This is a genomic window from Blautia faecis (assembly GCF_027662325.1).
GTDB classification, from domain to species: Bacteria; Bacillota; Clostridia; order Lachnospirales; family Lachnospiraceae; genus Blautia_A; species Blautia_A faecis.
Genome location: NZ_JAQDKY010000006.1, coordinates 25,162 through 46,678, shown reverse-complemented (window position 1 = coordinate 46,678; position 21,517 = coordinate 25,162). Strand labels below are relative to the sequence as shown.

Sequence of the window (21,517 nt, the reverse complement as noted above, 5' to 3'; positions counted from 1 at the left end):
AGTAGAATTAAGTGAGCTATTGTGGGTATTTGAGGATGAATGGCAAAAAAATATTAAAAAACAATTTTATAGTGAACTTTTTTTACTCTGTAGTGGTTATATAAGATGTAAGACGTTTTATGATTGGAGAAAACGCTATGAAAGACAGCGAATTGATTCAAAAAGTACATAGCGGAAATAAAGAGGCAGTCGGTATTATTATTGAACGATATTATGCAGATATTTATCGCTTTTGTCTATATATGGTTCAAACAGAGGATGATGCCTACGACATTGCTCAGGAAACTTTTTTGAAATTTATGAAATATGGAACTTCCTATAAACATCATAATCTCAAAGGTTATCTCCTGACTATTGCAAGAAATATATGTTTTAATTATTTCCGGGATAAGAAAGAAAAAGTAACAGCCGTCGAATGGGAGGAGATTGATAAAATTCCAAACCATAAAGATATGCTGACCGAAGCGGAGGATGCCGTTTATCTGAGAAATTTATTAAAGGAACTTTCGCAGGATACGAGGGAAGTTATTATTCTGCGTATTTATGAAGAAATGAAATTTAAAGATATTGCAAAGATTATGGGGTGCAGTGTTTCTACTACAAAGTCAAGATTTCGATTAGGTGTAAATCAGTTAAAAAAGTTAATGGAGAATGATTATGAGAGATAGCGAAATAAAGACTCTTTTTGCAAAGGCAGATGAGCAAGTTCATGTTGATGAAATAAGAAAACAAAAGACTTATTATGCAATGATTGAGGAAATGGAAAAGCAGAGAACGCCGATGATGTCTACAAAAAATATTTTGTTTCATCAATTTTGGTACATGGATAAATTGTTTTTTGCTGTTTATGGTGTCCTTATTTGTTTAGGAATTATTTTTATTACAGCATTGCAATATACCGGATTGAATCAAAATGGGATGATTACTGTATGTATGGTTGGAGCAGGTATTCTTAGCATAACGTCTATTAGTGTGATTGATAAATTGTTTTTTGGAAAAATGGCAGAGTTAGGAGAAAGCTGCTATTTCAATACAAAACAGTGTGTTGCTGCATGGCTGGTATTGTCGGGTATGATAAATGTTATGATATTGTTTTTGATAGCTGGCTATTTGAACTATCATTGGAGCGTTGGATTATTACAGGTGGGGCTGTACATTTTAACTCCATATCTAGTATCAAGTATAACTGCATTAGGAATTTTATCAATGGAAACAAGAGGAAAGAATTCATCTTTATTTGGCATGAGTGCCATCTTTTTATCAATAAGTTATGGAGTAATAGGTTCGATTCCGAGAGCACTTTTTGTAACAACTCTTTGGATATGGGCAGTAGCTTTTCTTGTGTCGGGACTTTTATTTGTAATGCAGATAAAAAAATTGCTTAGCAAAATGGAAAAAGGAGAAGTATTATGCACGAATTAAAGTTGATGGATGTACAAAAAAAATACAAGGATAAAGAAGCAGTCAGAAAATTCAATTATACATTTACAAATGGTGTGTATGGACTGTTGGGAGAAAATGGTGCGGGAAAAACAACATTAATGAGATTGATTTGTGGTGTTTTGCAGCCAACGGGGGGAAGTATTTATTGTGATGATATTGAGATAGACAGTATGGGAGCAGAGTATCGTAGGTTATTGGGCTATTTACCACAGGATTTTGGATATTATGGCGATTTTACTGCAGAACGCTTCCTGCGATATATGGCGGCATTGAAAGCACTACCGGAAGACTATGCCGATAGTTGTATTGACGAACTTTTAGATATGGTAGAGTTAAAAAATATGAAAAAGAAAAAGCTGAAGACTTTTTCAGGAGGTATGATACGAAGAATAGGAATTGCACAGGCACTTCTAAATAATCCTGAAATTTTGATTTTAGATGAACCTACGGCAGGGCTTGATCCAAAGGAGAGAGTACGCTTTCGTAATGTGATTAGTTCACTTGGAAAAAATAGGATGGTTTTACTGTCTACACATATCGTATCTGATATAGATTATATTGCAGACCGTATTTTGATTATGAAGAATGGAGAACTGATTCAAGAAGGAACGGAGAAAGAGATTACTGACAAAGTAGAAGGATGTGTCTGGAAGTGTATTGTTTCTGAAAAAGAAGCAGGGCAGATAACCAGTAGCTTCATTGTAAGCAATATGAGAAGTAGTGGAGAAAATGTTGAACTAAGAATTGTTTCAGAAAGACAGCCGGTTGCAGGTGCAGAAAATGTGGAAAGTACACTGGAAGATGCATATCTTTATCATACACAAATAACAGGGGGAGAAAAAAATGCGACTTTATAAGATGGAGCTTTTTAAACTATTTCAAAATAAAATATTTAAAATAGGAATGTTGGCTGCGACAGGATTGCTGTTTCTGTATTTTTGGTTTGCAGAGGTCGGTGGAGAAATAGCGACAGTAGATGGGAAGTTTTATTCCGGTTATGAAGCAGTGCAGATGAATCGGAAGATTACGGAAGAATTTGAAGGTGATTTGACGGATGTAAAAGTGAATCAAATAATTGAAAAATATGGTTTACCTACAAAATTTGAGGAAAATATGCCAGGGTGGAGAGATGGAAACTTTTTAAATGATTTTGTTACAAGATATTTTACCAATGGTGCATGGGAAAATGGTGTACTTCCAACGGAAAGGTATTTTCTGTGGGAAACAGAATTGGGAAAAGCTTATGATGAAATTGGGAAAACACCTTATTTGGCATATACAACGGGATGGAAGGTATTCGTTGAAATGCTTCAGTTTGGATTGATTTTAGGAAGCATATTGATTATTTGCGGGGTGTCGACCATCTTCGCAGATGAAAGCCAGACGAAAATGCTGCCATTAATTTTTAGCACGGAAGAAGGAAGAAGAAAAGATGTTCATGCTAAAATTTTGGCTTCTTTTACATTCACTATTTTCATTTTTATGTGGTTTGTGTTAGTCAGTTTAGTCTTATGCTGGATGATATATGGTTTGCAGGGATTTGAAAATATATCCTGGATGGTGCTTTCTCAACATATGCTTCAACCTGTATTATTTTTGAAATATCTTGGCATTTTATTAGGATTAGCTTTTCAGGCGCTTTTATCGTTATGCGCCATTACACTATGCGTTTCTGCATATCAGAATAGCTCTTTTGGCGCAGTAATTATTGCGGCTGTATGTTGGGGACTTCCTGTATTGATAAGGATGTTTTTCGGGGGAATCATATGGCTTATAGTAGATTCTATGCCGATTTTTCTTGTCATGACGGGAATTGTAAATGACATATATGAGATATGGTATATTGTACTGGGAATAAATATTTGTTTTGCCATAGGGTGTTTGGTAAAAGGATTGGTATCTTATAAGACAAAACAATTTGCGTAAAAATAATTGGCTTGTACAGGATGTGAAATGGGGTGATCATTTGGGAAGATTTTAATTCTATCATTTGAGGATGGAGAAGAGCATATTATCAACCGTATTATATCGTGTGTGAGTGAAGATATAGAGGTTTTGAAACATAAAGCTGTCCATAAAGGGGAACTTTGTTTTGAGGGACTTTATATTGATAAGCGTAAGCGCATTGTAGTTCGTAAAAAAAATGAAATTGACTTGACATATACAGAATTTGAAATTTTATTGTTGTTGGCTCAAAATGCCGGAATAGTATTTAGTAAAGAGCAGATATATGATAGGGTTTGGAAAGAACCATATTATGGCGATTACAACATTGTTATGAGCCATATTCGCAATATACGGGAAAAGATAGAGGATAATCCAAGCAAGCCTGTTTACATACAGACAGTGTGGGGAGTTGGCTATCGATTTAATCAGGCACTGCAAATAAGGGAAATGCTGTAAAAACCTTCGTTGATTTTTACAGCATCTTTGGCTATAATAAAAGATAGAATATAGTATTGATTTTGAAAGGATGGTAACTATGCCAAATATATTACCGGTATCTGATTTGAGAAATTACAATGAAGTGTTGAAGAACTGCCAGGTGGGAGAACCTGTTTTTCTTACGAAAAATGGCAGGGGAAGATTTGTGGTAATGGATATAGAAGATTATGAGCGAGATAAAGCAGAAAAGAAACTTTTAGAGAAGCTGCAAGAGGCTGAGGCGGCTGTCAAGGATGGAAAAGGTTGGTTGTCATTGGATGAATTAAAGACAATGGTGGGAGAATAGAGCATGATGAAGTTACGGATCAATCCGTTAGTGGCAAAGGACTTGAAATCTATTAAGGATTATATTGCTGAGGACAATGCAGATAAAGCATTGGAAACAATACAGGAGATTTACCGCCAGTTTGAAAATATACAGCAGTTTCCTTACATTGGTGCAGACTTGTCTAAGCGTGTGAGTTTTAAGACGGATTATAAGTATGTGGTGTGGCAAGATTATGTTGTTCTGTATAAGGTTGTTAAAGAAACAGTAGAGATTTATCGGGTGGTAAATCGGTATCAGGATATTACGAGAATATTTGAATAGTATCAATCGGTAAATACTATATTGCTTCATAATTAATTGGAATTGCTTGTTTTTGTTGAAGTATTAAAATAGATGGAATTTGTAAAATGTATATATGATATTTCTTTTAAAGTGTTAGGAAAAGTTGTAGTAAAAATTTTCTGACCATTTAAATTATAAATGTATAATTGTTTGCCTAAGATAGTGTATGAGAGTATAATTGAATAAGCAGATGAACATATAAAGATATTATTTAGGTATACAATGCAATTTTTGAGCGTTATAAATTGATAATGTTCGCTAGGAACGGGATAAAATGTATATGTTTTCATGATATGAGTATATGCTTCTTATTAATAAAATATACGGAGGAAAATGCAGATGGCAAAAGTTTTTTTATCACATAGTAGTGAGGATAAGGAATGGTATGTAAACATTGTATATAAGAAATTGGTAAAGGCTCTAGGAGAAGATAGTGTCGTGATTGATAATGTGGTGTTTCAAGAAGGCAGAAAAACTATTGAAGAGATATATTATCAATTAGGAGTAACAGATTTGTTTGTGATTTTTTTGTCTGACAAAGCTTTGGCCTCACAGTGGGTACAAGATGAACTAAAAAAGGTTGAGGATATAGCTGAAGAGAAGAAAAAGTATCAGATTTGTCCAATTATTATAGATGCAATTGTGAAATATGACGATGATAGAATTCCTACATGGATGCGACAAGAATATAATATTCAGAGAATATGTAGCCAAACAAAAGCGTCTAATGTCATTAGACAACGTATGATAGAGATTTCTTATGAAAAACATCCTAAGTTAAAAGAAAGGGATCTACTTTTTGTTGGACGTAATGAATATTTACGAAATTTTGAAGAAAGAATGGATGACTTTGATAAAGAAACACCAGTGGCAATTATTGCATCGGGACTTGAAGGAATAGGAAGGAGAACCTTCTTGAAACACAGTTTGTATAAAAGTAATATTGTAAAGGAAACTTTTCCATTTTCGTATATTGTATTAAGATCTGATGAAAGTATAGAAGATTGCATTTTGAAATTGTATGATCTTGGATTTATTACTGATGTTGAAATTACAATTGAATTAGTTGCAAGTATGGATATGAAGACTAAAGTCTCTCTTTTAAGAGATATTATTGTTCAATTGCAAAAAAGTAGGGAATTGGTATTTGTTATTGATAATGGATGTATTGTGAATCATGAGGGAGAAATGGCAGAATGGTTTGATGATGCCATTCAAGATTTGGATGTTAAAAGTAAAATTACATTTTTATTGGTTTGTAAATTTAGATATTTTGTTAAAGGATTAAAATCAGGGCGTGTATACGATATTGCCTTGCCAGAATTGGATATTAAGGAAAGAAATGGATTATTAAAAAGATATCTTGAATTGGAAAATGTAAATTTGGACACAGAGAATACAAAAATAGTAAGTAATCTTTTGACAGGTTTGCCGGAGCAAGTCTTTTTTGCTGTTTCAATAATTAAAAATCAAGGATGGCAATATTTCTACAATAATATTAATGATGTTACATATTTCAGCAACCGAAAAGCAGCAATTATGTTGCAAGATGTGAGAGAGAATGGGGAGTTGATGGAATTTTTGGCTCTAATTGGATCTTTTGATTATATCAGTATTAGCTATTTAATGTCTATTGTATCAGATTCCTTTAAGTATATGAACTATATTGATGAATTATATTATCGAGGAATATGTGAATATGTAGGTGTATTACGTGAATATATTAGGGTAAATGATACAATAAGGGATTATCTTCAGCGAAGCGAATACAAAATCTCCAAAGCACATGAGAAAAGGCTCAAAGAAAATGTACATGATTTTGTAAATAACATTGACGATAGAGATTATGATGTCCCAGAACTATTGCATAGTTTGAAAACTTCATTAATTGAAGGAATTGATATTGATAATAAATATATTATTCCATCAATTTATTTGAAAATAATGAATGATTTATATAATTTTGGTAAAAATAATGAGGTTGTACAATTTGCTGATAAGGCATTGCAAGGTTCTTCATTTATGGATCAACGAATTATTTTTGAAATAAGATATTTATTGTGCTCAGCATTAGCCAAACTTAGAAAAGACCGGTTTAAGGATGAAGTAATGAAGATAGAAGGCGCTGATCATGAATTTTTATTTGGATTTTATTATAGACAGATTGGAAGATTTGATAAAGCTCTAGAACGAATCAATAATAGTTTAAAGTTAAGGGAAAATTTTTCTAAAGCAAAACGAGAGAAGGTACAGATATATATCGGAATGCAAGATTATGAATCGGCATTGGAATTAGCAAGGTTAAATTATGAAAATTATAAGGATAATCCATATCATATACAGGCATATTTTACTTGTGTAATAAAATCCGACAATGTTGATAATAAAAAGAAGATTTTGCAAGAATTAATTGAAAACATGGAAAGTATTGGTAGCAAAATATCGGAAGAATTAACGCTTAGATTTAAAGCACAATATGCTGCCTTTATGGAGAATGATTATGATGTAGCAATTGGATATATAAATCAGGCAATAGAAATGAATGAAAATATTCATTATGCGAGGTTGGTTAAATTTGATATCGCAGAGAAATTTGGTGATATAAAAACCATGAAAGATATTGCTGACTATTTTAAAAAGGTTGAATTGAGGCAGAGATATAATGATAACATTGTTTGCATGGATTCTTTGATTAGAGCTAAAAAGGGTGATTGTATTGGTGCTATTGAGTATTTTAAGATGCATATTAAAAACTATACAGATGAGGCAAAAGATCGTTTTATTATACGGTTAAATAAATATGCTTCGTAAGTTGTAGATGGGTACAATTTGGGTACAGCAGCTTTAAAACCACATTAACAAGATACAAAATCGTATCAAAATGATACGGTTTTGAAACGCAATAACAATTAAGTAACATGAAAAATCAAACCCGAAAAAGAGTTTGAATAGTTGGAGCTAAGCTGTAAAGCCTTTGTTTACAAGGGTTTTACAGCTTTTCCTTTATAGGATTGCATTTTCATTGCATTATTTTTCTTCAACTGTTCTGTGATAGATTGCTGTATGTTGATTGCTGGTATAATTAGCAATGCTTTCAGTAGCAGATTGTACTTGTAATATTCCAGTCAGTTTTTTAGCAACTTCAAGATTCGTATTTGGATACAGATGACCATAAGTGCCGAGTGTTGTCTGTATTTTTTCATGTCCTAAACGTTCCTTGATAAGTAAAGGATTTTCGCCCATGCTGATAAGCAATGAAGCATGTGAATGTCGCAAGGCATGAATTTTAATACGATGAACACCTGCTAAATTTGACAACTTTTCCAAAGCTCTGGGAAGCGTTGTTTTACTGGTTGGAGTTCCGTTATAACTTAGTACAAGTGGACAATCGGGAAGAACCTGTTGTTGAACACTTTGCCAAGCCTTTAGCTCATTGAGTGTATCTGAATCAATATAAATAGTACGGATACTTGCCTGTGTTTTCGGCTCAACGAATTTATAGTCCGTCATTGTTCGGTAATATAATGTTTTGGTAATGCTAAGCAAGCCTGTTTCAAAATCTATGTCTGACCAATGTAATGCTGACGCTTCGCCAATTCGCATACCAGTCATAAATAATAACCAGAACGATATAAACAGATAATGTTCATAATAGTCTTTCTTACAGAGTAAGGAAATAACCTTTTGAAATTCTTCTAATGTCCAGAAATCAACTTTGGTTTTCTTGCTTTTGATATTGCCTATCATACGAGAAGGATTTTTCTTCGCAATTCCAAGAACAATAGCTCTGTCAAATGCGATAGAAAGCATTCCCTGTACGATACGAATGTAATTAGGGCTAAAATCTTTTGCAAGTTTCAACTGCCAGTTTTGAACATGGATAGGTTCGATTTCGTCTGTTTCCATTTTGTAGAAATAGGAAAAATGTTTCTTGATGGTAGTAGCACGATTAAGATAAGTGCTTTCTTTTACCTGTGTTTTATACCATGGCAGGTAGGTTTCTTCTATAAATTGCTGAAAAGAAACGCCATCTTTTTTTGTTGTTAATTCTTCGGTAGAAGCTAACACCAGTTTTGAATATTCTTCCTTTGCTTCTTTTTTCGTTCTGAATCCACTTCGGTATTTCTGTATCTGTTTTCCGGTAATGGGATTGTAGCCTAAATTAGCTCTGAAATAATAAGTTCCGTTATCTGCTTTCTTAATAGGGTCTTTTGCCATGATTTCACTCCTTACATGATATGCAAGAAGTACAATCAATCGTTTGTGTCTGATAATGTAATCCCTAATAATTCTTCCACGGCTTCTTTGGGTACTCTGTCCAATTTACGGGATTGGTAATAAGTATGCCCTTTTTCAATCATAAGTTTTTTTGCTTTTCTTATGATGTCTGCCGAGAAAGAAGTTCCATAACCTAGTGCTATGAGGTCTTTTTTTGTTACGGTAATCATAATCCTCCTTTCCATAGACCAGATAAGGAAATCTCAATATCTTGTCTATCAGTATATCAAATGATGAGCAAAAAAGCTCTATTAAGATGATTTTTTCTTGCAAAATCGTTGTTAGATAGTTTTACAAGCAATCAGACGGCTTCGGCAAGCTCCGCTGGTATCTCAACCATTCCCATTCTTGTGGGCTGAACCGTGTCATACGGGTGTATCATTATCCTGTGTTGCAGGTCATGGCAGAACGACTTTTCCAACGGTCGCTCCCAGATCATTGCATGAATCGCTATCTCCCGATTGGAAAAGTCACGGCGTACAACCTCTGATGGCTCACTGCAAGCACAAACGTATCTGACTGCTTTATTCACTTGTCAAAGAACTGTTAGGCTCTTGTCAGCCTGTATCAATTCATTTTTGCAAATGGACTGATACAGAATGATAAGGAAAAGCGGAACAGGAAAGAGGGGAGTTTGTTAAATCATGCTCCGCTCAAATATTACTTAATGTTCGTCTATTTCAAATTCACATATCATTTTCAAAAGGGCTTCTCTGATACGTCCCTTTAATTCCATATCAACCACAATGTATACGTTGCCGTATTCATCGTAAAACGGGAGTAAACAGCATTTTGATATGTAGGCTTCATAGAATAACAACAGCTTTTCTATGGCGTTTTCATTACCGTCCACGGCTGATGATATGAGAAAAAATGATGGAAGTGTGTGTTGCTTATTCTTCATTTGTTTTCTTCTCCTTTAACTGCTTTCTGATTTCTTCAAGTGAATTTCTTCTGTGCCTGTATGATGTGCTTCGGTTGATGTTCAGCTTTTCGCCTATCTCCGAATCGCTCATATCCAAGAAGAAAAACATCAATACAATGTTCCGACTCTGCTTCGGCAACTGTTTCAGTGCTTCTGCAAGTTCTTCATCAAGTACACGGATTTCTGTACCGCACACATCGAATGTTGTATATTCACTTTCGTAATCGTCCCATACAATCAATTTCTCAACAACAATCTCTGGAAGCTCACAAAAGGATACTTCCTTTGCCTGTCGTCTGGCTAATTCCTTGCGGTAGTTACGGACAATGCCTTTCACAACCTTTTTGAGCTTACAGTCAAACTGACACTGTATTGTCTTTTGGAAGTCTGATGGTTTCAAAATCACACCCCCTTTCGCTATGAAGTGAAAAGTATGTATCCCTCTTTCCGCACCATATCTGTACGGCAAGGTGTGATTTGTTGCAGGATTGAAAAAATTTTTTGTAAATATGAAAACAGCCTATTTGCACCAATAACAAATAGACCGTTTTTAAAACATCTGATATATGAGTTTTTAATTCATGTTCAAGGACTGATGATGTACTAAGAAAAAGACGGAATACATTCGGTTGTCGGTATAGACTGCCTGTTTTACTTAGAATCACAAATTGCTCCTTGACCAGAGCAAGCCTGTGAAAATAGAAAAAGGACAGCTCTGGTTATACCAAAACCGTCCCTATATTTTTGGACATTATAAAAGAGATTACCCACAGAACGGTTTTTTTATTTACCGAACGAGGTAATATTTTTATCGAATTTATAGTGCATATAATATGAGTTTTTAACATATTCTAATCACATAACATGAAGTATAAACTCATGCTAGGTGATTAAAAATGAGAAAAAAGAAAGATACGCACAGCTTTGATTTTCGTCCTTTAGGACTGGCAATCAGAGAAGCCAGAGAGAAAGCAGGGCTTTCCAGAAATGATTTAGGCGATAAAGTCTTTTACGGAGAACGTCATATCGCAGATATTGAAAATATAGGAAAACACCCTAGCTTTCAGTTATTCCATGATTTAGTTACCATGTTCAATATATCTGTTGACGAGTATTTCTATCCAGCGAAGAATGTTGAAAAAAATACAGCCCGCCGTCAGATAGATTCGTCACTTGATTTATTGAGTGATAACGAATTAAAAATCATTCAAGGTACGATTGACGGTATCTTGAACAGCAGAGAGGATAAGAAGTGATTTGCTTCTTATTTTCTCTGTTTTTCTATACAGATTCTTCAACATTTATTTGCTGATCTGCTTCGCAGGTAACAAATAAGAGCCGACAATCTATAAGTTACAATAACTTACAAATTATCGGCTCTGCGTCTTAGCGTCTGGCTCTCTGATAATTATATTTCCACTTTTCATATTGATTATAGTTTCTTGTTTGCACTTCGGACAGAATAACGGAAAATTTATCAATTCTGTATCGTTCCGTATTTTGGTTCGTGTCTTATTGTTACAAATAGGGCAAAACACCCACGATTGATTACTCATAAAAGCTCCTCTCATATTCGCTTAATCTTACAAATTTTATTTCTTCATAAAAAATAACTAGTCAATACCATTACTAAAGTTATCTCCAAAGCATCAGCAATTTTAATATATATACGGAAAAAGTTTGTATGTTTTTTCTTTATATAACTTATATTCTTTGAAATATTTTTGTAAAACTGCTTCTTCAACATTTATTCTTATTTGATAACAAACAAAGCTACAAATAGCAACTATCACTATAGCAGGGATATTCTTTAACGCAATACTCACGCCTAATAATGACAGAATACTTCCAGTGTAGGCAGGGTGGCGGACAAATTTATACATACCATTTGTTATTAGCTGTTGTTCTTTACTAATCTGAACATTTAATGTAAATGCCTTTTTTAAAGTTAAAACAGCTTTTATACGAATACAAATCCCGACTGCTATAATTAACATACCAATTTTTGCAAAGTAAGCAGGCAACGTCAATTCTCTTATGTAAAATGGAGCTTTTTGACTGACACATAGAAAACTAATTATCAAGCAAAATACAAAGTTTAAATATAACAACCATTTCGTTCCTAAATCTCTAGTGTCAATTTTTTTAGTTCTATTTTGTTTTGAACGCGTATAAAAGAAAATAAATATTTCGGAAATAAGTAAACAAATTAGCAACACATTAAATGTATAATATTCAATAGCACTATTAAATTTTGTCATATCTCCCATTACTATTACCTCTTATTCCTTAATTTTAAAAAATTGTTTATTTCATCAGCTTGTCTTTTGGAAATATGATAAAAATAGCAATGAATAGCTATCATAATTAAAATATAGACGCATGAATACCATGTAATGTTAATTGTACTAAACGCAAACCATTTGCCTATAAAAGCCACACCAATAGTTATTGGATATAATATAATCATTTCAGCAATAAAGTGATATATATATTTGCTAAAATCTATAAATGATAGAAGCCAATCGACAATCACTGACACCATAAGATAAACAGACACCTGCAAAATAAAAAAACAAAATCTGTCTTTAGAATATCCTGCTATAATATTGCTTATCGTTGCATACAAAATAATAAATGTAAACGCCATAGAAAATGCAGGAAGATATGTCCTTAAAAATTTATTCATAATAGCCACTCCTTATCTTATCTCTTAGAATAGGAATATATTTTCTTGAAACAATTAGATTTTCTTCATTGTTAAGTTCTGCCAATAATCTGTGGTTAGGGTAAGGTTTAACACAGACCAGACAAGAAATATTCAATAAGGCTGTTTTGCTTATCCTTACAACATTTGACCTTATTAAATCTTGTTCAATAGCAGAAAGTGTCTTTTTACATTCAAATATTTTTTGTTGAGTGTACATAAATGTTTTTTTATCAACAGTTTCAAAATACAAGACTTCATTTAATGGTATCTGATACAGCTTTTTTTCAAAAATTCCTTGTATAAGATATTCTTGTTGATGGATATATTGAACAATCCGATTTAAAGGTTGGGTCATACTTGAATATCGTATATCTATTTCCGGTTCAGCCAAATCTTTTTTTTCCAATAGTTGCAGTTTCAATATGCTTTCCTCCATGTACTTTAATAGAAGTTTAATATTTCTCCAAAACAATCGCAAGCACTTTAAGTTCAAATACCCTTAACAGTATGTAAAATACCCACATTCCACTTTATCCAATTAAAGTTTTATTTTCTTTGTAATTTTATAGATATATTCTTCTGACGTGGGACGCTTATTTCCAAACAGCTTTTTGAAATTCGCCTGTACCTCTGGGTCTGTACTAGTCATTGCTTCATCAATAGTAGCTTCTATATCAGCCCGAACATCAGCAAGTGATACTCCACCTGCCTTAGCACCAAGTTTCAACATTTTTTTAATATCTCTTTTTTTAATCCCTATCATATCTTTTGACTCCTAATTCTATCAAAATATGGTGTTTCAATTCATCTTTCTAAAAATGCACTTTGTCAACTTTTCCGTTAATATCGTTCGATATGCCCATTGTAATTATGAACTTTTTCAAGAAGAACGAAAGATACTGCTGGAAAAGTGTATGACAGTTTTACAGCGGTATCTTTCTGGTATTCAAAAACAAGATACGATTGAATGGGTAAAACAGGTCAATCCGTATCATGTTGCCAATCTACAACGTATGACGGATATTGTCTTAGCTGAAATTAGCGGTACAGAACGACTTTTTAAAGCTACAACAAAATAGAATATATGGAAATAAGGCTTGCGGAGCATACTATATAGAGTATGACGCAAGCCTTTTGTCCCAACCTATAATCTCTGTCCAAATTTATAAATAATCATAAGAAACTAATTCTTCCATAGGAATACGTGTTTCTGAATGACGTTCTGAATCTTCTGCAATACCTTTTCCATAACCGATAGCCAAAATATTGATAGGCTCTAAATTATCCGGTAACTGAAATTCTTTCTTGATTACATCTGGTTTAAAAAAGCATACCCATACAGTTCCTAATCCTAATTCTGTCGCCTGCAACATCATATGATCTGTTAAGATAGAAGCATCTATATCTGTCGTCTGTTTATTATCGAAAGGTCTTGTCCATGCCTTTGAATGGTCTGCACAAACGATAATTGCCAGTGGAGCATTGTAAATATTTCCAGCTTTAGCAATGCTTTTTAATCGCTCTTTGTCCTGTACCACTAACAATTTAACCGGCTGTAAATTCGCCGCAGTTGGTGCAACATGAGCACAAGCAAGTATTTTTTCTAACTTTTCTTTTTCAACTGGTTTATCTTCATATTTTCTAACAGAATATCTTTTCTTAGCAATATCTAATAATGACATATTAAAATCTCCTTAATTCTTGTATATTAGGTCAACCTGTACTATAATTCTATCTGAAATAGTATTTTTGTACAAGAACGCACTATTTTGTAATATACTACCCAAAAAGGAAGTGAAGATATTATGGGAAATAATTGTTGTGGTTTTAGCTGTCCAGTTGAGGCAACCATTCAACTTATTGGTGGAAAATATAAAGCTGTTATTTTATGGCATTTAATGAACAAAACGTTACGGTACAATGAAATTCATAAACTAATTCCGAAAGCGACTGATAAAATGCTAGCTCAACAGCTTCGAGAGCTTGAAAAAGATGGACTTATTAACCGTAAGGTTTATCCAGTTGTTCCTCCAAAAACAGAGTATTCTTTAACAAAATTCGGGGAAACACTGACACCCATTCTTGATGAACTATGTAATTGGGGAGAACAATATTTGATTCAAAAATAAATGTCATGGTAAATAACTTTTTATAAATTATTTACCATGATATTCTTTTAGCATTTTTTACAAACTTATTCTACAATCTTCCAGTTATCGTCCTTATGTAACACAAGCTCATACTGTGAGATTTGTGTCATTTTCGACTTGTTATCCAGATACTTTACGGACACGCTGACCTTGAGGTTATTGCCATCTTTGATAAAGACAGGGTTTACCAGTTCTGAAAATACATAGTCACCGGATACAGGAGCAATCACACCGTCTTTAACATAATAGGTAAGTTCTTTTTCCGTAGCTGTCGGATAGAGCTTAAAGAATGTTTCCAAGAAAGTGGTAGCGTCTTTGACTGTATCGGAGCTGACATTGACATCGGCTTCCTGTGCTTTCGGTTCATACTTTGATTTCTGCACCGCCGGAGCAAGGGTAGGATTCTGGGTAATGACCATTGCACCGTCCTTATCCACATGAACGGTCACGGTGTAGTTTTCTGTGACTGCCTGTGTCTGTTCTCCCTCTTTTACCTGCTGATCTACTTCGTAGGCAACGGTAAAATCGTCCGTTCCAGACTGTTCCACGTTCCAGACCAGTACATTTGTAACGGTCGCACTGGTCGGTATGTCCGTTCTGATGGTATCGGCGTTCAAGTCCTGTAATTCTTTGGTAAGGTATTTACTGATTTCCGTTGTCCTTGCTTCAATGGCTTCCTTGCTGGTATCCCATGAGTAGTAGGCTTTCGCAAAGTTCTTGACGAAATTCTCAATCCCATTGGTGTCGTTCAATCTTAGCTGAATGATTTCTTTTTCATGTACCGTGTGGGTGTCAATAGCGGTAAAATTCTTATACACACCAAAGCTGGTGCTTGCTAAAAGCACCGCCCACAACAGCAAGACAGATTTTTTATGTGTCCCGACTTTCATGGTACGCACTTTCTTATTCTTAGGTGCTTTCTCTGTTTTTTCTTTCTTCTTAAACATATTTCAAGTCCTTTCTATTGTTTGATTCTTCCGGCACAAATGATGTGCTGTTGCCAGTAGGCAGAGGTCAAATCGGTATAGCCGATTGGATTTCCGGCATGATACATCTGATTGTTACCCACATAGATTCCTACATGGGTAACATAGTCACTGGTATTGTAGGTGGAATGGAAAAAGACCAAATCGCCAGCCTGTGCCTGTGACAATGGGATATGCTGGGTTGCGTCATACTGTGCCTGTGCGGTTCGTGGCAGGCTGATTCCGGCTTTTCCGTAGCACCACTGGGTAAGACCAGAACAGTCAAAAGAGGTATTCGGGTTACTGCCACCATAGACATATTTCCAGCCTTGATACTTCAACGCTTCATTCATAACCGCCTGTACCGTTTCGTTGCTGAACTGCTTCACGGTCAGATATTGGTTGACCAGCTCCACATAGAACATATTTCCGTAGTTATACCGCCAGCCACTATTTTTACTGACCGCTATCGGGTTCGTATAGGTCACTTTTGTACCGCCGGATTTATTCTTTGCGAAATTCTCCGCAAGGTTGAAGCTGTGCTTTTTTCCGTTCTTCGCCACATAGTCTGCATAGCCACCGCCATAGTTATGAGACTGAATGACCACGTTAATGTCCGTCATGCCTTTGGCTTTACAGGAAGAAAGCAGGGACGCAAAATATTTACACCCCTGCTTAATGGATTCTTCTGTACTTAATGAGTTTGGCGGTAGTCCCAGACTTTCGCTGGACTGCATGACATCGGTAGCCGTACCGCCACTTTCCACCTGTATGATGGCAAGCAGGACGTTCACATACTCCGAGATACCGTTTTCTCTGGCGTATTTTTCTACCATTGGCTGATGTTTGAGGACATCGGCTGACAGGTTCATGCCAGAGTAGACAGGCGAATAGCTGTTGGAACTGTCGTCATCTTCGCCGGAAATCAGTATCCCAAAAAAGAGGACGATGGAGAAAAGGACTGGAAATATCGTACCTATGATAAGGATACGTTTTAATCTCATTTCTTCCGTCCTTTCTCTGATTGTTTCGTAACAGTCTTACGGGCAGATTTCCCATTGACCTGTGTTTTCTGTACCGTAGATTTCTTATGATTGCTGATGGATTCCGTCACTTTTGGCTGGTTTATTCTGGTAACCGATTTGACCTGCTGTTCCTGTCTGATATTGGTTCGGACAGTTTCTTTTCCAGCCTTGACTTCTGCATTTTTTATCACAGGAGAAGTAGCAGGACGTTTTATATCCGGCTTTGTGACTGTATCGGTCTGTGCAGGTTTTGGAACAGGTGTGGCAACAGGGCGTTCATGGCTTCTGGTAGCTCCGGCTGTCGCTGATCCATTCGCATGAACGGTCTGCCTTGCTTCCTGTGCTTTCTGTAATTCCTGCTTTTTCTGTGAGATATTTTCCCTGTGCAGGTTGCGTTTCTGTGTACGCTGTTCCTGTCGGTTTTCCCGTTCTTCCACAACGCCACGCTTAAAGTCTGACACATTATTCTTTGCTTTCTGTTTCGCAGAATGGACAGCATAACCAGCCTGTGTCGGCAAATCTTTCACATTTTCTTTCAGAGAAGAAGCACCGTCACGGACTTTATTTTTTGTATCCATCACAGCACCTACCGCAGAACCGACATGGCTTCCCATGCTGGCAGAAGTATTTTCCCGTTTCTTTGGCGGTTGGTTCGTTGCTGGCTTTCCGGCTCTGGCAACACTTGCACCAGCCACCGCACCTGCAACACTTCCAGCACCGACAGCCCTTGCAATCCTGTGTTCCATACGTCTTGCACGATGTCGCATGAACACCATCGGTCTACGGAAAATCCGGCGACCTATCTGCTGGCTGTCATTGGCATTAAGACTGAACATACTCATTAGTTCTCCGAGCTTCATGTAGATTCCGGCAAAACAGATTATCTGCAAAAATGCCACCATGAAGAACGGGTAGTCCGTGGAGATGTTGTAGAACATACTGGAAATCGAAAATGCCACGGTCACAATCAGTGTGATTCCGGCTCTTGTCATAATGGCATTGAACACACGGACAACTGCCTGTTTCGCCATGTTCTCATAAGTCGGTATCATGGACAGTAAAAAGCTGACGGGCAAAAACATGGCATATATGATAAAAAGTATCTGGGAAAATAACATTATGCCGGTAAGCAGGAAGATAAAGATTGTGATACCGAAATTGAAAATGAGCAGGAAGAACACCATACCCAGACGGTTGACGACCTGTGGAATGGTAAGGTTGTCATTGTCGTTATCTTCAATCTCTGTTTTGACAACATTTTCCCTCGTTTCCCCATCTTCGTCTGACGGACTGGCAGATACCAGAGCTTCCACACGGTCAGCCCCGATTTCTTCGGTATCACTGTTCCCGAACTGCAATAACAGCCACGGTTTTTCTACCTGTATCGAAAACAGGCTGTCACGGATAAGGTCTACGCTGTCTTTCCCTTTGCTTTGTGAATCGGGGAGCATGATTTTTGTCCCCAAGTCTAGAGAAGCGGTGCTGATGTCCGAACTGAAATCATTGATTTTCTGGATATAGTTGGGAGCATAAGCAATAAAGGACGCAGACACAATGAACACCATCACAAAGTTGATAACAGCGTGAAGTGCCTTGCTTGTTTCCCGTTTGAGAAGCCCTGTATAGGCGGTATAAACACCTACAATCAGAATGATAATGAGCAGGAATCCCACATAGAATCCACTGCTGGAAAATCCGTTTTCGGTTACTCCGGCAAGTGTCTGGATACTTTTCCCGATACTGTCAGCCATGTCATTGATAAAGTCCAGCTTATACGCTTGTTGCACCACATATCCTGTGGCATTGCTAAGATACAGGCTGATTGTCCAGACAAAATTTGTGATACAGTAAAGTCCGTACTGCACTGATTTCCCAATGCCGTCCAGCCAGTTCCACGGAAGCCATGACCAGCTATTGTCCACATAGAAATCAAGCTGATAGTTGGAAAGCGGATACTTTGAATACAGGTTGTCTGCATTGACCGTATCATCGACCAGTCCAGACGCATGAGCTACCGTCCCAAGCAGGGACAGCAGTACCAGTGTGACGGTCACGGAAAGCAGAACCAGTTTCAGTACATGGAATACCTTTTCTTTTGTGACAGATTTCATCATTCCAAATCCACCTCACTTTTTATCGGCGGTCTGGTATCAAAAGCATGGAGCAGTTCTACAAAGACAGGGTGTATCTGTACCACACCGACACGTCCGTATAAATCCTGCATTAAGCATTGTCCGTTCTCCAAATCCCTCAACCGTTTCTGGTTGTTTTCGTCCTCACTGTCCAGACCGAAAAACTCTAAGGTCTGCTTGATTTCATTGGTATCTGTGGAGCGGAACGCAAACTTTAAGCCGATGTTATTTTTCAGACTTTCTTTCGATACGTCCCCAGAGGATTGTGTCACAAAATAGACTCCGGCGTTCATGGCTCTACCAGCACGCACCAGCTTATTTGAGAGTGTTTCTCCCTGTGCCACATTCAAGAACGCCCATGCTTCGTCCAAATCCACGATTTTAAAAATGCTTCGGTCACTGTGAATAAAGTCAAGGGCAAAGGTACTGATAACAATTAAGATGGATACCGACAACAGTTCAATGGTCGTGTATTCCTCAAAGGTAGTATCCTTATCCGGCAGAACCAAATCTGCAACCTGTATAATGTTGAGCTGGTTATCCAGACTGATTGCATTTTCCACCGAACCGTCCGAGAACAAAAGCTGTGCAAAATCATAGTCCGTAAAACTTTCGATATGGTCTGCAATGTTACGGGATACGGCGGTATCCTCTTTTCGCAGTTCCTCAATGACCTGCAACAGCCCGTGGTTTGTGTTCTGGGATACCGTGCGGACAGCTTTTCTAAGGACAGGGAACTTTTCGCCGTCCCTTGAAGAAATTCCTGTAAGGAATGTAAGAATGTCGATGGCAAGACTTTCAGCGTCCTTGACATCTTTCATAATCACATACGGGTCTAACAGTCCTTGATTGCTGGAATCACTGGTAATGTTTACAATGTTGATTTCCTCTGCAATCTCCGGCAGTGTTGCTTTCCAGTTTCCACGCTCACTTTTCGGGTCTAGGATAACTGCCTGTCCCCCGAACAGGACGGAATAATATACCAGCAGGTTATTACAGAATGACTTTCCACCGCCAAGCGAACCCACAAAAGCAGAAGCCAACGCATTTGTGACCGTACCTTTTACCCCTTGACTGGCAAGGGACGGTTGCAGGTAGACATTTCTTCCCGTATCCACGGAATATCCGATATAGATTCCTGTATTTTCTCCCAACATCTGGGTAGCACCGAAGCCAAGTCCGGCTAAAAAATCGGATTTCACATACTGGATATAATCATTGATATAACGCTTGCTGGCTGGAAGAAACTCTCCATGCAGTCCCATCATATCTCCGGCAGGACGTACCAGCTTCACGTTCAAATCATCGTAAAAGTCCTTGACTTCATCACAACGGCGTTTCAGTTCGTCAAGATCGGGTGCAGACACCCGTATGACGTAACTTAACTTGTACATACTTTCCTTGCTCTGGTCTAAATCTGTTTCCAGTTCATCGACACTGTCTAAGGCTTCCACCACATTTGAACTTGTTTCATTTCCGGCTTGATAGGCGTGATTGTCCAAGTCCTTTAATTCCTTTTTCTTGTTACGGACAGTGGTTAAGGCTTTCTTATTTCCGACAATCTCAACATTCATGGACGTATCCACAGGGAATGTGAACTGCTGTTGCTGGAAGTAGAAGATTTCCGATGATGGGAAGTCCAATTCTCCGACAATGGCATTGACCGTAAAGTAGGATACATAACTTTCGCTGTCCTCATGTTCAAGACTCAAATATCGCTGGCTTTCTTCCACCACGCAACGAGTAGGACGGATAAGGTCATAATACTTAATCAGTGTTTCCCTTTTTAATTTTCTTTTTGGCAGAGGATATACATAATCTTCATAGGCTATCCCGTCCCTGCCGTAGAGGTGTTCCATCAGATACGCAAAGTCTTTGGCTTCCAGTCGGCGGATTTTGAACCTACGGGAGATTTTGTTTTCCAGTAATTTCTCCATCTTCACATAACGGTTGATTTCATCATTGCTCATGGAAACAAAGTCATTCATCAGCGTGTGCCTTATCTCATTCAAAAACTCACGGAATGTCAGAAATACCGATTTTTTGATGTTCTTCAGATTGACTTCGTCCTCTGTGACCATGAGCTTGAATCCCAGAAAGAAACGGTAATCTACTTGATTGTCGCCTATCATGGATACAAGGGCTTCGGTCTGGTCGTCTATCTTTTGGATTGCTACCTCACGGAGCTTTCCAGTTACCAGCTTCTTTGACTGTTCCTGTATGCTTCGGATTGAACTTTCAGTTGCAATCTGCAACGCATGAATCTTTCCCTCACGAGACTGTGCAATAAGCTGACGGAAGCTGTCATGCACAAGGTATTTCTGTTCTGGGGATAAGAACGAATAATTGTAAGGTATCAGCTCATAGTAGGCGAACACCTCATTGTCCTTGTTCCAGACAAGGTTGTTGTCGATATATTTAATCGGGAACATAGGTCACACTCCTTACTGCCGTGATAGTTTCCTCAAATTTCTGCTTATGCAGGTTCACGGCTTTTCCGGCATAAGTCACTTTGGGACGCAGGGCATACAGAACCATTGTCTTGATGTAACTGTATGGCTTTTTCCCGTCAAAGGTTTTCTGTGACATAAACCATGTAAGGGCAACGGGAATCCCGAAATATTTCAAAAACGCACCCTCAATCATGGAAAGTGGCGGTACATCTGCAAACAGAATGATGATAAATTCCGTCAGCACGAACCATGTAATCTGGGTAAAGGTCACAGGGAATGGCAGGTTTACATCATTGATGGCATACAGTACCTTTTCCACGTTCCAGATACTTGTATAACTTCGGATTTTCTTCACTTGTAAATGCTCCTTTCTTCATTTTC

At 37.0% G+C, this 21,517-nt stretch carries 26 protein-coding genes; 11 read left to right on the top strand and 15 right to left on the bottom strand.

Annotation, left to right across the window (positions count from 1 at the left end):
* The first annotated feature begins 137 nt into the window (after positions 1-137).
* From PGQ38_RS04790 to PGQ38_RS04755, 8 genes are all read left to right on the top strand, one after another.
* Positions 138-668 (top strand): RNA polymerase sigma factor, encoded by a 531-nt coding sequence (locus tag PGQ38_RS04790; protein ID WP_072446706.1) that lies wholly within the window; start codon positions 138-140, stop codon positions 666-668.
* On the top strand, positions 658-1,422 hold the full coding sequence (locus PGQ38_RS04785; protein WP_243034582.1) for a hypothetical protein: 765 nt from the start codon (positions 658-660) through the stop codon (positions 1,420-1,422). The genes PGQ38_RS04790 and PGQ38_RS04785 overlap by 11 nt, the downstream gene beginning before the upstream one ends.
* Positions 1,410-2,300, top strand: a complete 891-nt coding sequence (locus PGQ38_RS04780; RefSeq protein ID WP_270430915.1) for an ABC transporter ATP-binding protein — start codon at positions 1,410-1,412, stop codon at positions 2,298-2,300. The genes PGQ38_RS04785 and PGQ38_RS04780 overlap by 13 nt, the downstream gene beginning before the upstream one ends.
* On the top strand, positions 2,287-3,369 hold the full coding sequence (locus PGQ38_RS04775) for an ABC transporter permease (protein ID WP_270430914.1): 1,083 nt from the start codon (positions 2,287-2,289) through the stop codon (positions 3,367-3,369). Before PGQ38_RS04780 ends, PGQ38_RS04775 begins: the two co-directional genes overlap by 14 nt.
* A 129-nt stretch (positions 3,370-3,498) precedes the next feature.
* Positions 3,499-3,846 carry a winged helix-turn-helix domain-containing protein gene (locus PGQ38_RS04770; protein WP_330674432.1) on the top strand — a complete coding sequence of 116 codons (348 nt, stop codon included), beginning with the start codon at positions 3,499-3,501 and terminating at the stop codon, positions 3,844-3,846.
* 79 nt (positions 3,847-3,925) lie between these two features.
* Positions 3,926-4,174: a type II toxin-antitoxin system prevent-host-death family antitoxin gene (locus PGQ38_RS04765; RefSeq protein ID WP_055067691.1), complete on the top strand. Its 249-nt coding sequence runs from the start codon at positions 3,926-3,928 to the stop codon at positions 4,172-4,174.
* 3 nt (positions 4,175-4,177) lie between these two features.
* Positions 4,178-4,477, top strand: a complete 300-nt coding sequence (locus PGQ38_RS04760; RefSeq protein ID WP_270430912.1) for a type II toxin-antitoxin system RelE/ParE family toxin — start codon at positions 4,178-4,180, stop codon at positions 4,475-4,477.
* 360 nt (positions 4,478-4,837) lie between these two features.
* Positions 4,838-7,309 (top strand): toll/interleukin-1 receptor domain-containing protein, encoded by a 2,472-nt coding sequence (locus PGQ38_RS04755; RefSeq protein WP_270430910.1) that lies wholly within the window; start codon positions 4,838-4,840, stop codon positions 7,307-7,309.
* Between the two features lie 216 nt (positions 7,310-7,525).
* Here the strand turns inward: PGQ38_RS04755 and PGQ38_RS04750 are convergent, their stop codons facing one another.
* From PGQ38_RS04750 to PGQ38_RS04735, 4 genes are all read right to left on the bottom strand, one after another.
* Positions 7,526-8,716, bottom strand: coding sequence for a site-specific integrase (locus tag PGQ38_RS04750; RefSeq protein ID WP_005611123.1), 1,191 nt, complete (start codon positions 8,714-8,716; stop codon positions 7,526-7,528).
* A gap of 35 nt (positions 8,717-8,751) precedes the next feature.
* Complete coding sequence (locus PGQ38_RS04745; protein WP_009265203.1) at positions 8,752-8,946, bottom strand: DUF3173 domain-containing protein; 195 nt, start codon at positions 8,944-8,946, stop codon at positions 8,752-8,754.
* A gap of 494 nt (positions 8,947-9,440) precedes the next feature.
* A complete protein-coding gene (locus PGQ38_RS04740; protein WP_270430908.1) occupies positions 9,441-9,680 on the bottom strand; it encodes a helix-turn-helix domain-containing protein in 240 nt (79 codons plus the stop codon).
* Positions 9,670-10,101, bottom strand: a complete 432-nt coding sequence (locus tag PGQ38_RS04735) for an RNA polymerase sigma factor (protein WP_173824822.1) — start codon at positions 10,099-10,101, stop codon at positions 9,670-9,672. Before PGQ38_RS04735 ends, PGQ38_RS04740 begins: the two co-directional genes overlap by 11 nt.
* A gap of 496 nt (positions 10,102-10,597) precedes the next feature.
* On the opposite strand from PGQ38_RS04735, the gene PGQ38_RS04730 reads away from it, so the two are divergent.
* Complete coding sequence (locus tag PGQ38_RS04730; protein WP_118218378.1) at positions 10,598-10,957, top strand: helix-turn-helix transcriptional regulator; 360 nt, start codon at positions 10,598-10,600, stop codon at positions 10,955-10,957.
* A 114-nt stretch (positions 10,958-11,071) separates the two neighbouring features.
* Here the strand turns inward: PGQ38_RS04730 and PGQ38_RS04725 are convergent, their stop codons facing one another.
* From PGQ38_RS04725 to PGQ38_RS04705, 5 genes are all read right to left on the bottom strand, one after another.
* The gene (locus tag PGQ38_RS04725) at positions 11,072-11,257 is read right to left on the bottom strand and encodes a cysteine-rich KTR domain-containing protein (RefSeq protein WP_187566415.1); all 186 of its coding nucleotides are present in this window, start codon (positions 11,255-11,257) and stop codon (positions 11,072-11,074) included.
* A gap of 102 nt (positions 11,258-11,359) precedes the next feature.
* Entirely contained in the window at positions 11,360-11,971 is a 612-nt protein-coding gene (locus tag PGQ38_RS04720) for a methyltransferase family protein (protein ID WP_187566414.1), read from the bottom strand.
* A 5-nt stretch (positions 11,972-11,976) separates the two neighbouring features.
* The gene (locus tag PGQ38_RS04715) at positions 11,977-12,390 is read right to left on the bottom strand and encodes a hypothetical protein (protein ID WP_187566413.1); all 414 of its coding nucleotides are present in this window, start codon (positions 12,388-12,390) and stop codon (positions 11,977-11,979) included.
* Positions 12,383-12,832 carry a LytTR family DNA-binding domain-containing protein gene (locus PGQ38_RS04710; protein WP_187566412.1) on the bottom strand — a complete coding sequence of 150 codons (450 nt, stop codon included), beginning with the start codon at positions 12,830-12,832 and terminating at the stop codon, positions 12,383-12,385. Before PGQ38_RS04710 ends, PGQ38_RS04715 begins: the two co-directional genes overlap by 8 nt.
* 117 nt (positions 12,833-12,949) lie before the next feature.
* On the bottom strand, positions 12,950-13,174 hold the full coding sequence (locus PGQ38_RS04705) for a hypothetical protein (protein ID WP_187566411.1): 225 nt from the start codon (positions 13,172-13,174) through the stop codon (positions 12,950-12,952).
* 151 nt (positions 13,175-13,325) lie between these two features.
* On the opposite strand from PGQ38_RS04705, the gene PGQ38_RS04700 reads away from it, so the two are divergent.
* Positions 13,326-13,490, top strand: coding sequence for a hypothetical protein (locus PGQ38_RS04700; RefSeq protein WP_243243723.1), 165 nt, complete (start codon positions 13,326-13,328; stop codon positions 13,488-13,490).
* An 84-nt stretch (positions 13,491-13,574) separates the two neighbouring features.
* On the opposite strand, the gene PGQ38_RS04695 is transcribed toward PGQ38_RS04700, so the two are convergent.
* The gene (locus PGQ38_RS04695) at positions 13,575-14,093 is read right to left on the bottom strand and encodes a nitroreductase family protein (protein ID WP_025579184.1); all 519 of its coding nucleotides are present in this window, start codon (positions 14,091-14,093) and stop codon (positions 13,575-13,577) included.
* Positions 14,094-14,216: 123 nt separating this feature from the next.
* On the opposite strand from PGQ38_RS04695, the gene PGQ38_RS04690 reads away from it, so the two are divergent.
* Entirely contained in the window at positions 14,217-14,540 is a 324-nt protein-coding gene (locus PGQ38_RS04690) for a winged helix-turn-helix transcriptional regulator (protein ID WP_025579182.1), read from the top strand.
* 65 nt (positions 14,541-14,605) lie between these two features.
* On the opposite strand, the gene PGQ38_RS04685 is transcribed toward PGQ38_RS04690, so the two are convergent.
* Genes PGQ38_RS04685 through PGQ38_RS04665 form a run of 5 tightly spaced genes read right to left on the bottom strand, consistent with a single transcriptional unit; the run spans position 14,606 to position 21,491 of the window.
* Positions 14,606-15,508, bottom strand: coding sequence for a conjugal transfer protein (locus PGQ38_RS04685; RefSeq protein WP_118332774.1), 903 nt, complete (start codon positions 15,506-15,508; stop codon positions 14,606-14,608).
* Positions 15,509-15,522: 14 nt separating this feature from the next.
* The gene (locus PGQ38_RS04680; RefSeq protein WP_270430906.1) at positions 15,523-16,530 is read right to left on the bottom strand and encodes a bifunctional lytic transglycosylase/C40 family peptidase; all 1,008 of its coding nucleotides are present in this window, start codon (positions 16,528-16,530) and stop codon (positions 15,523-15,525) included.
* Positions 16,527-18,665: a CD3337/EF1877 family mobilome membrane protein gene (locus tag PGQ38_RS04675; RefSeq protein ID WP_270430905.1), complete on the bottom strand. Its 2,139-nt coding sequence runs from the start codon at positions 18,663-18,665 to the stop codon at positions 16,527-16,529. The genes PGQ38_RS04680 and PGQ38_RS04675 overlap by 4 nt, the downstream gene beginning before the upstream one ends.
* Positions 18,662-21,115 carry a conjugal transfer ATPase TcpF gene (gene tcpF / locus PGQ38_RS04670; RefSeq protein ID WP_270430904.1) on the bottom strand — a complete coding sequence of 818 codons (2,454 nt, stop codon included), beginning with the start codon at positions 21,113-21,115 and terminating at the stop codon, positions 18,662-18,664. Before tcpF ends, PGQ38_RS04675 begins: the two co-directional genes overlap by 4 nt.
* Positions 21,102-21,491: a conjugal transfer protein gene (locus PGQ38_RS04665; protein ID WP_005611098.1), complete on the bottom strand. Its 390-nt coding sequence runs from the start codon at positions 21,489-21,491 to the stop codon at positions 21,102-21,104. The genes tcpF and PGQ38_RS04665 overlap by 14 nt, the downstream gene beginning before the upstream one ends.
* Positions 21,492-21,517 lie beyond the last annotated feature (26 nt).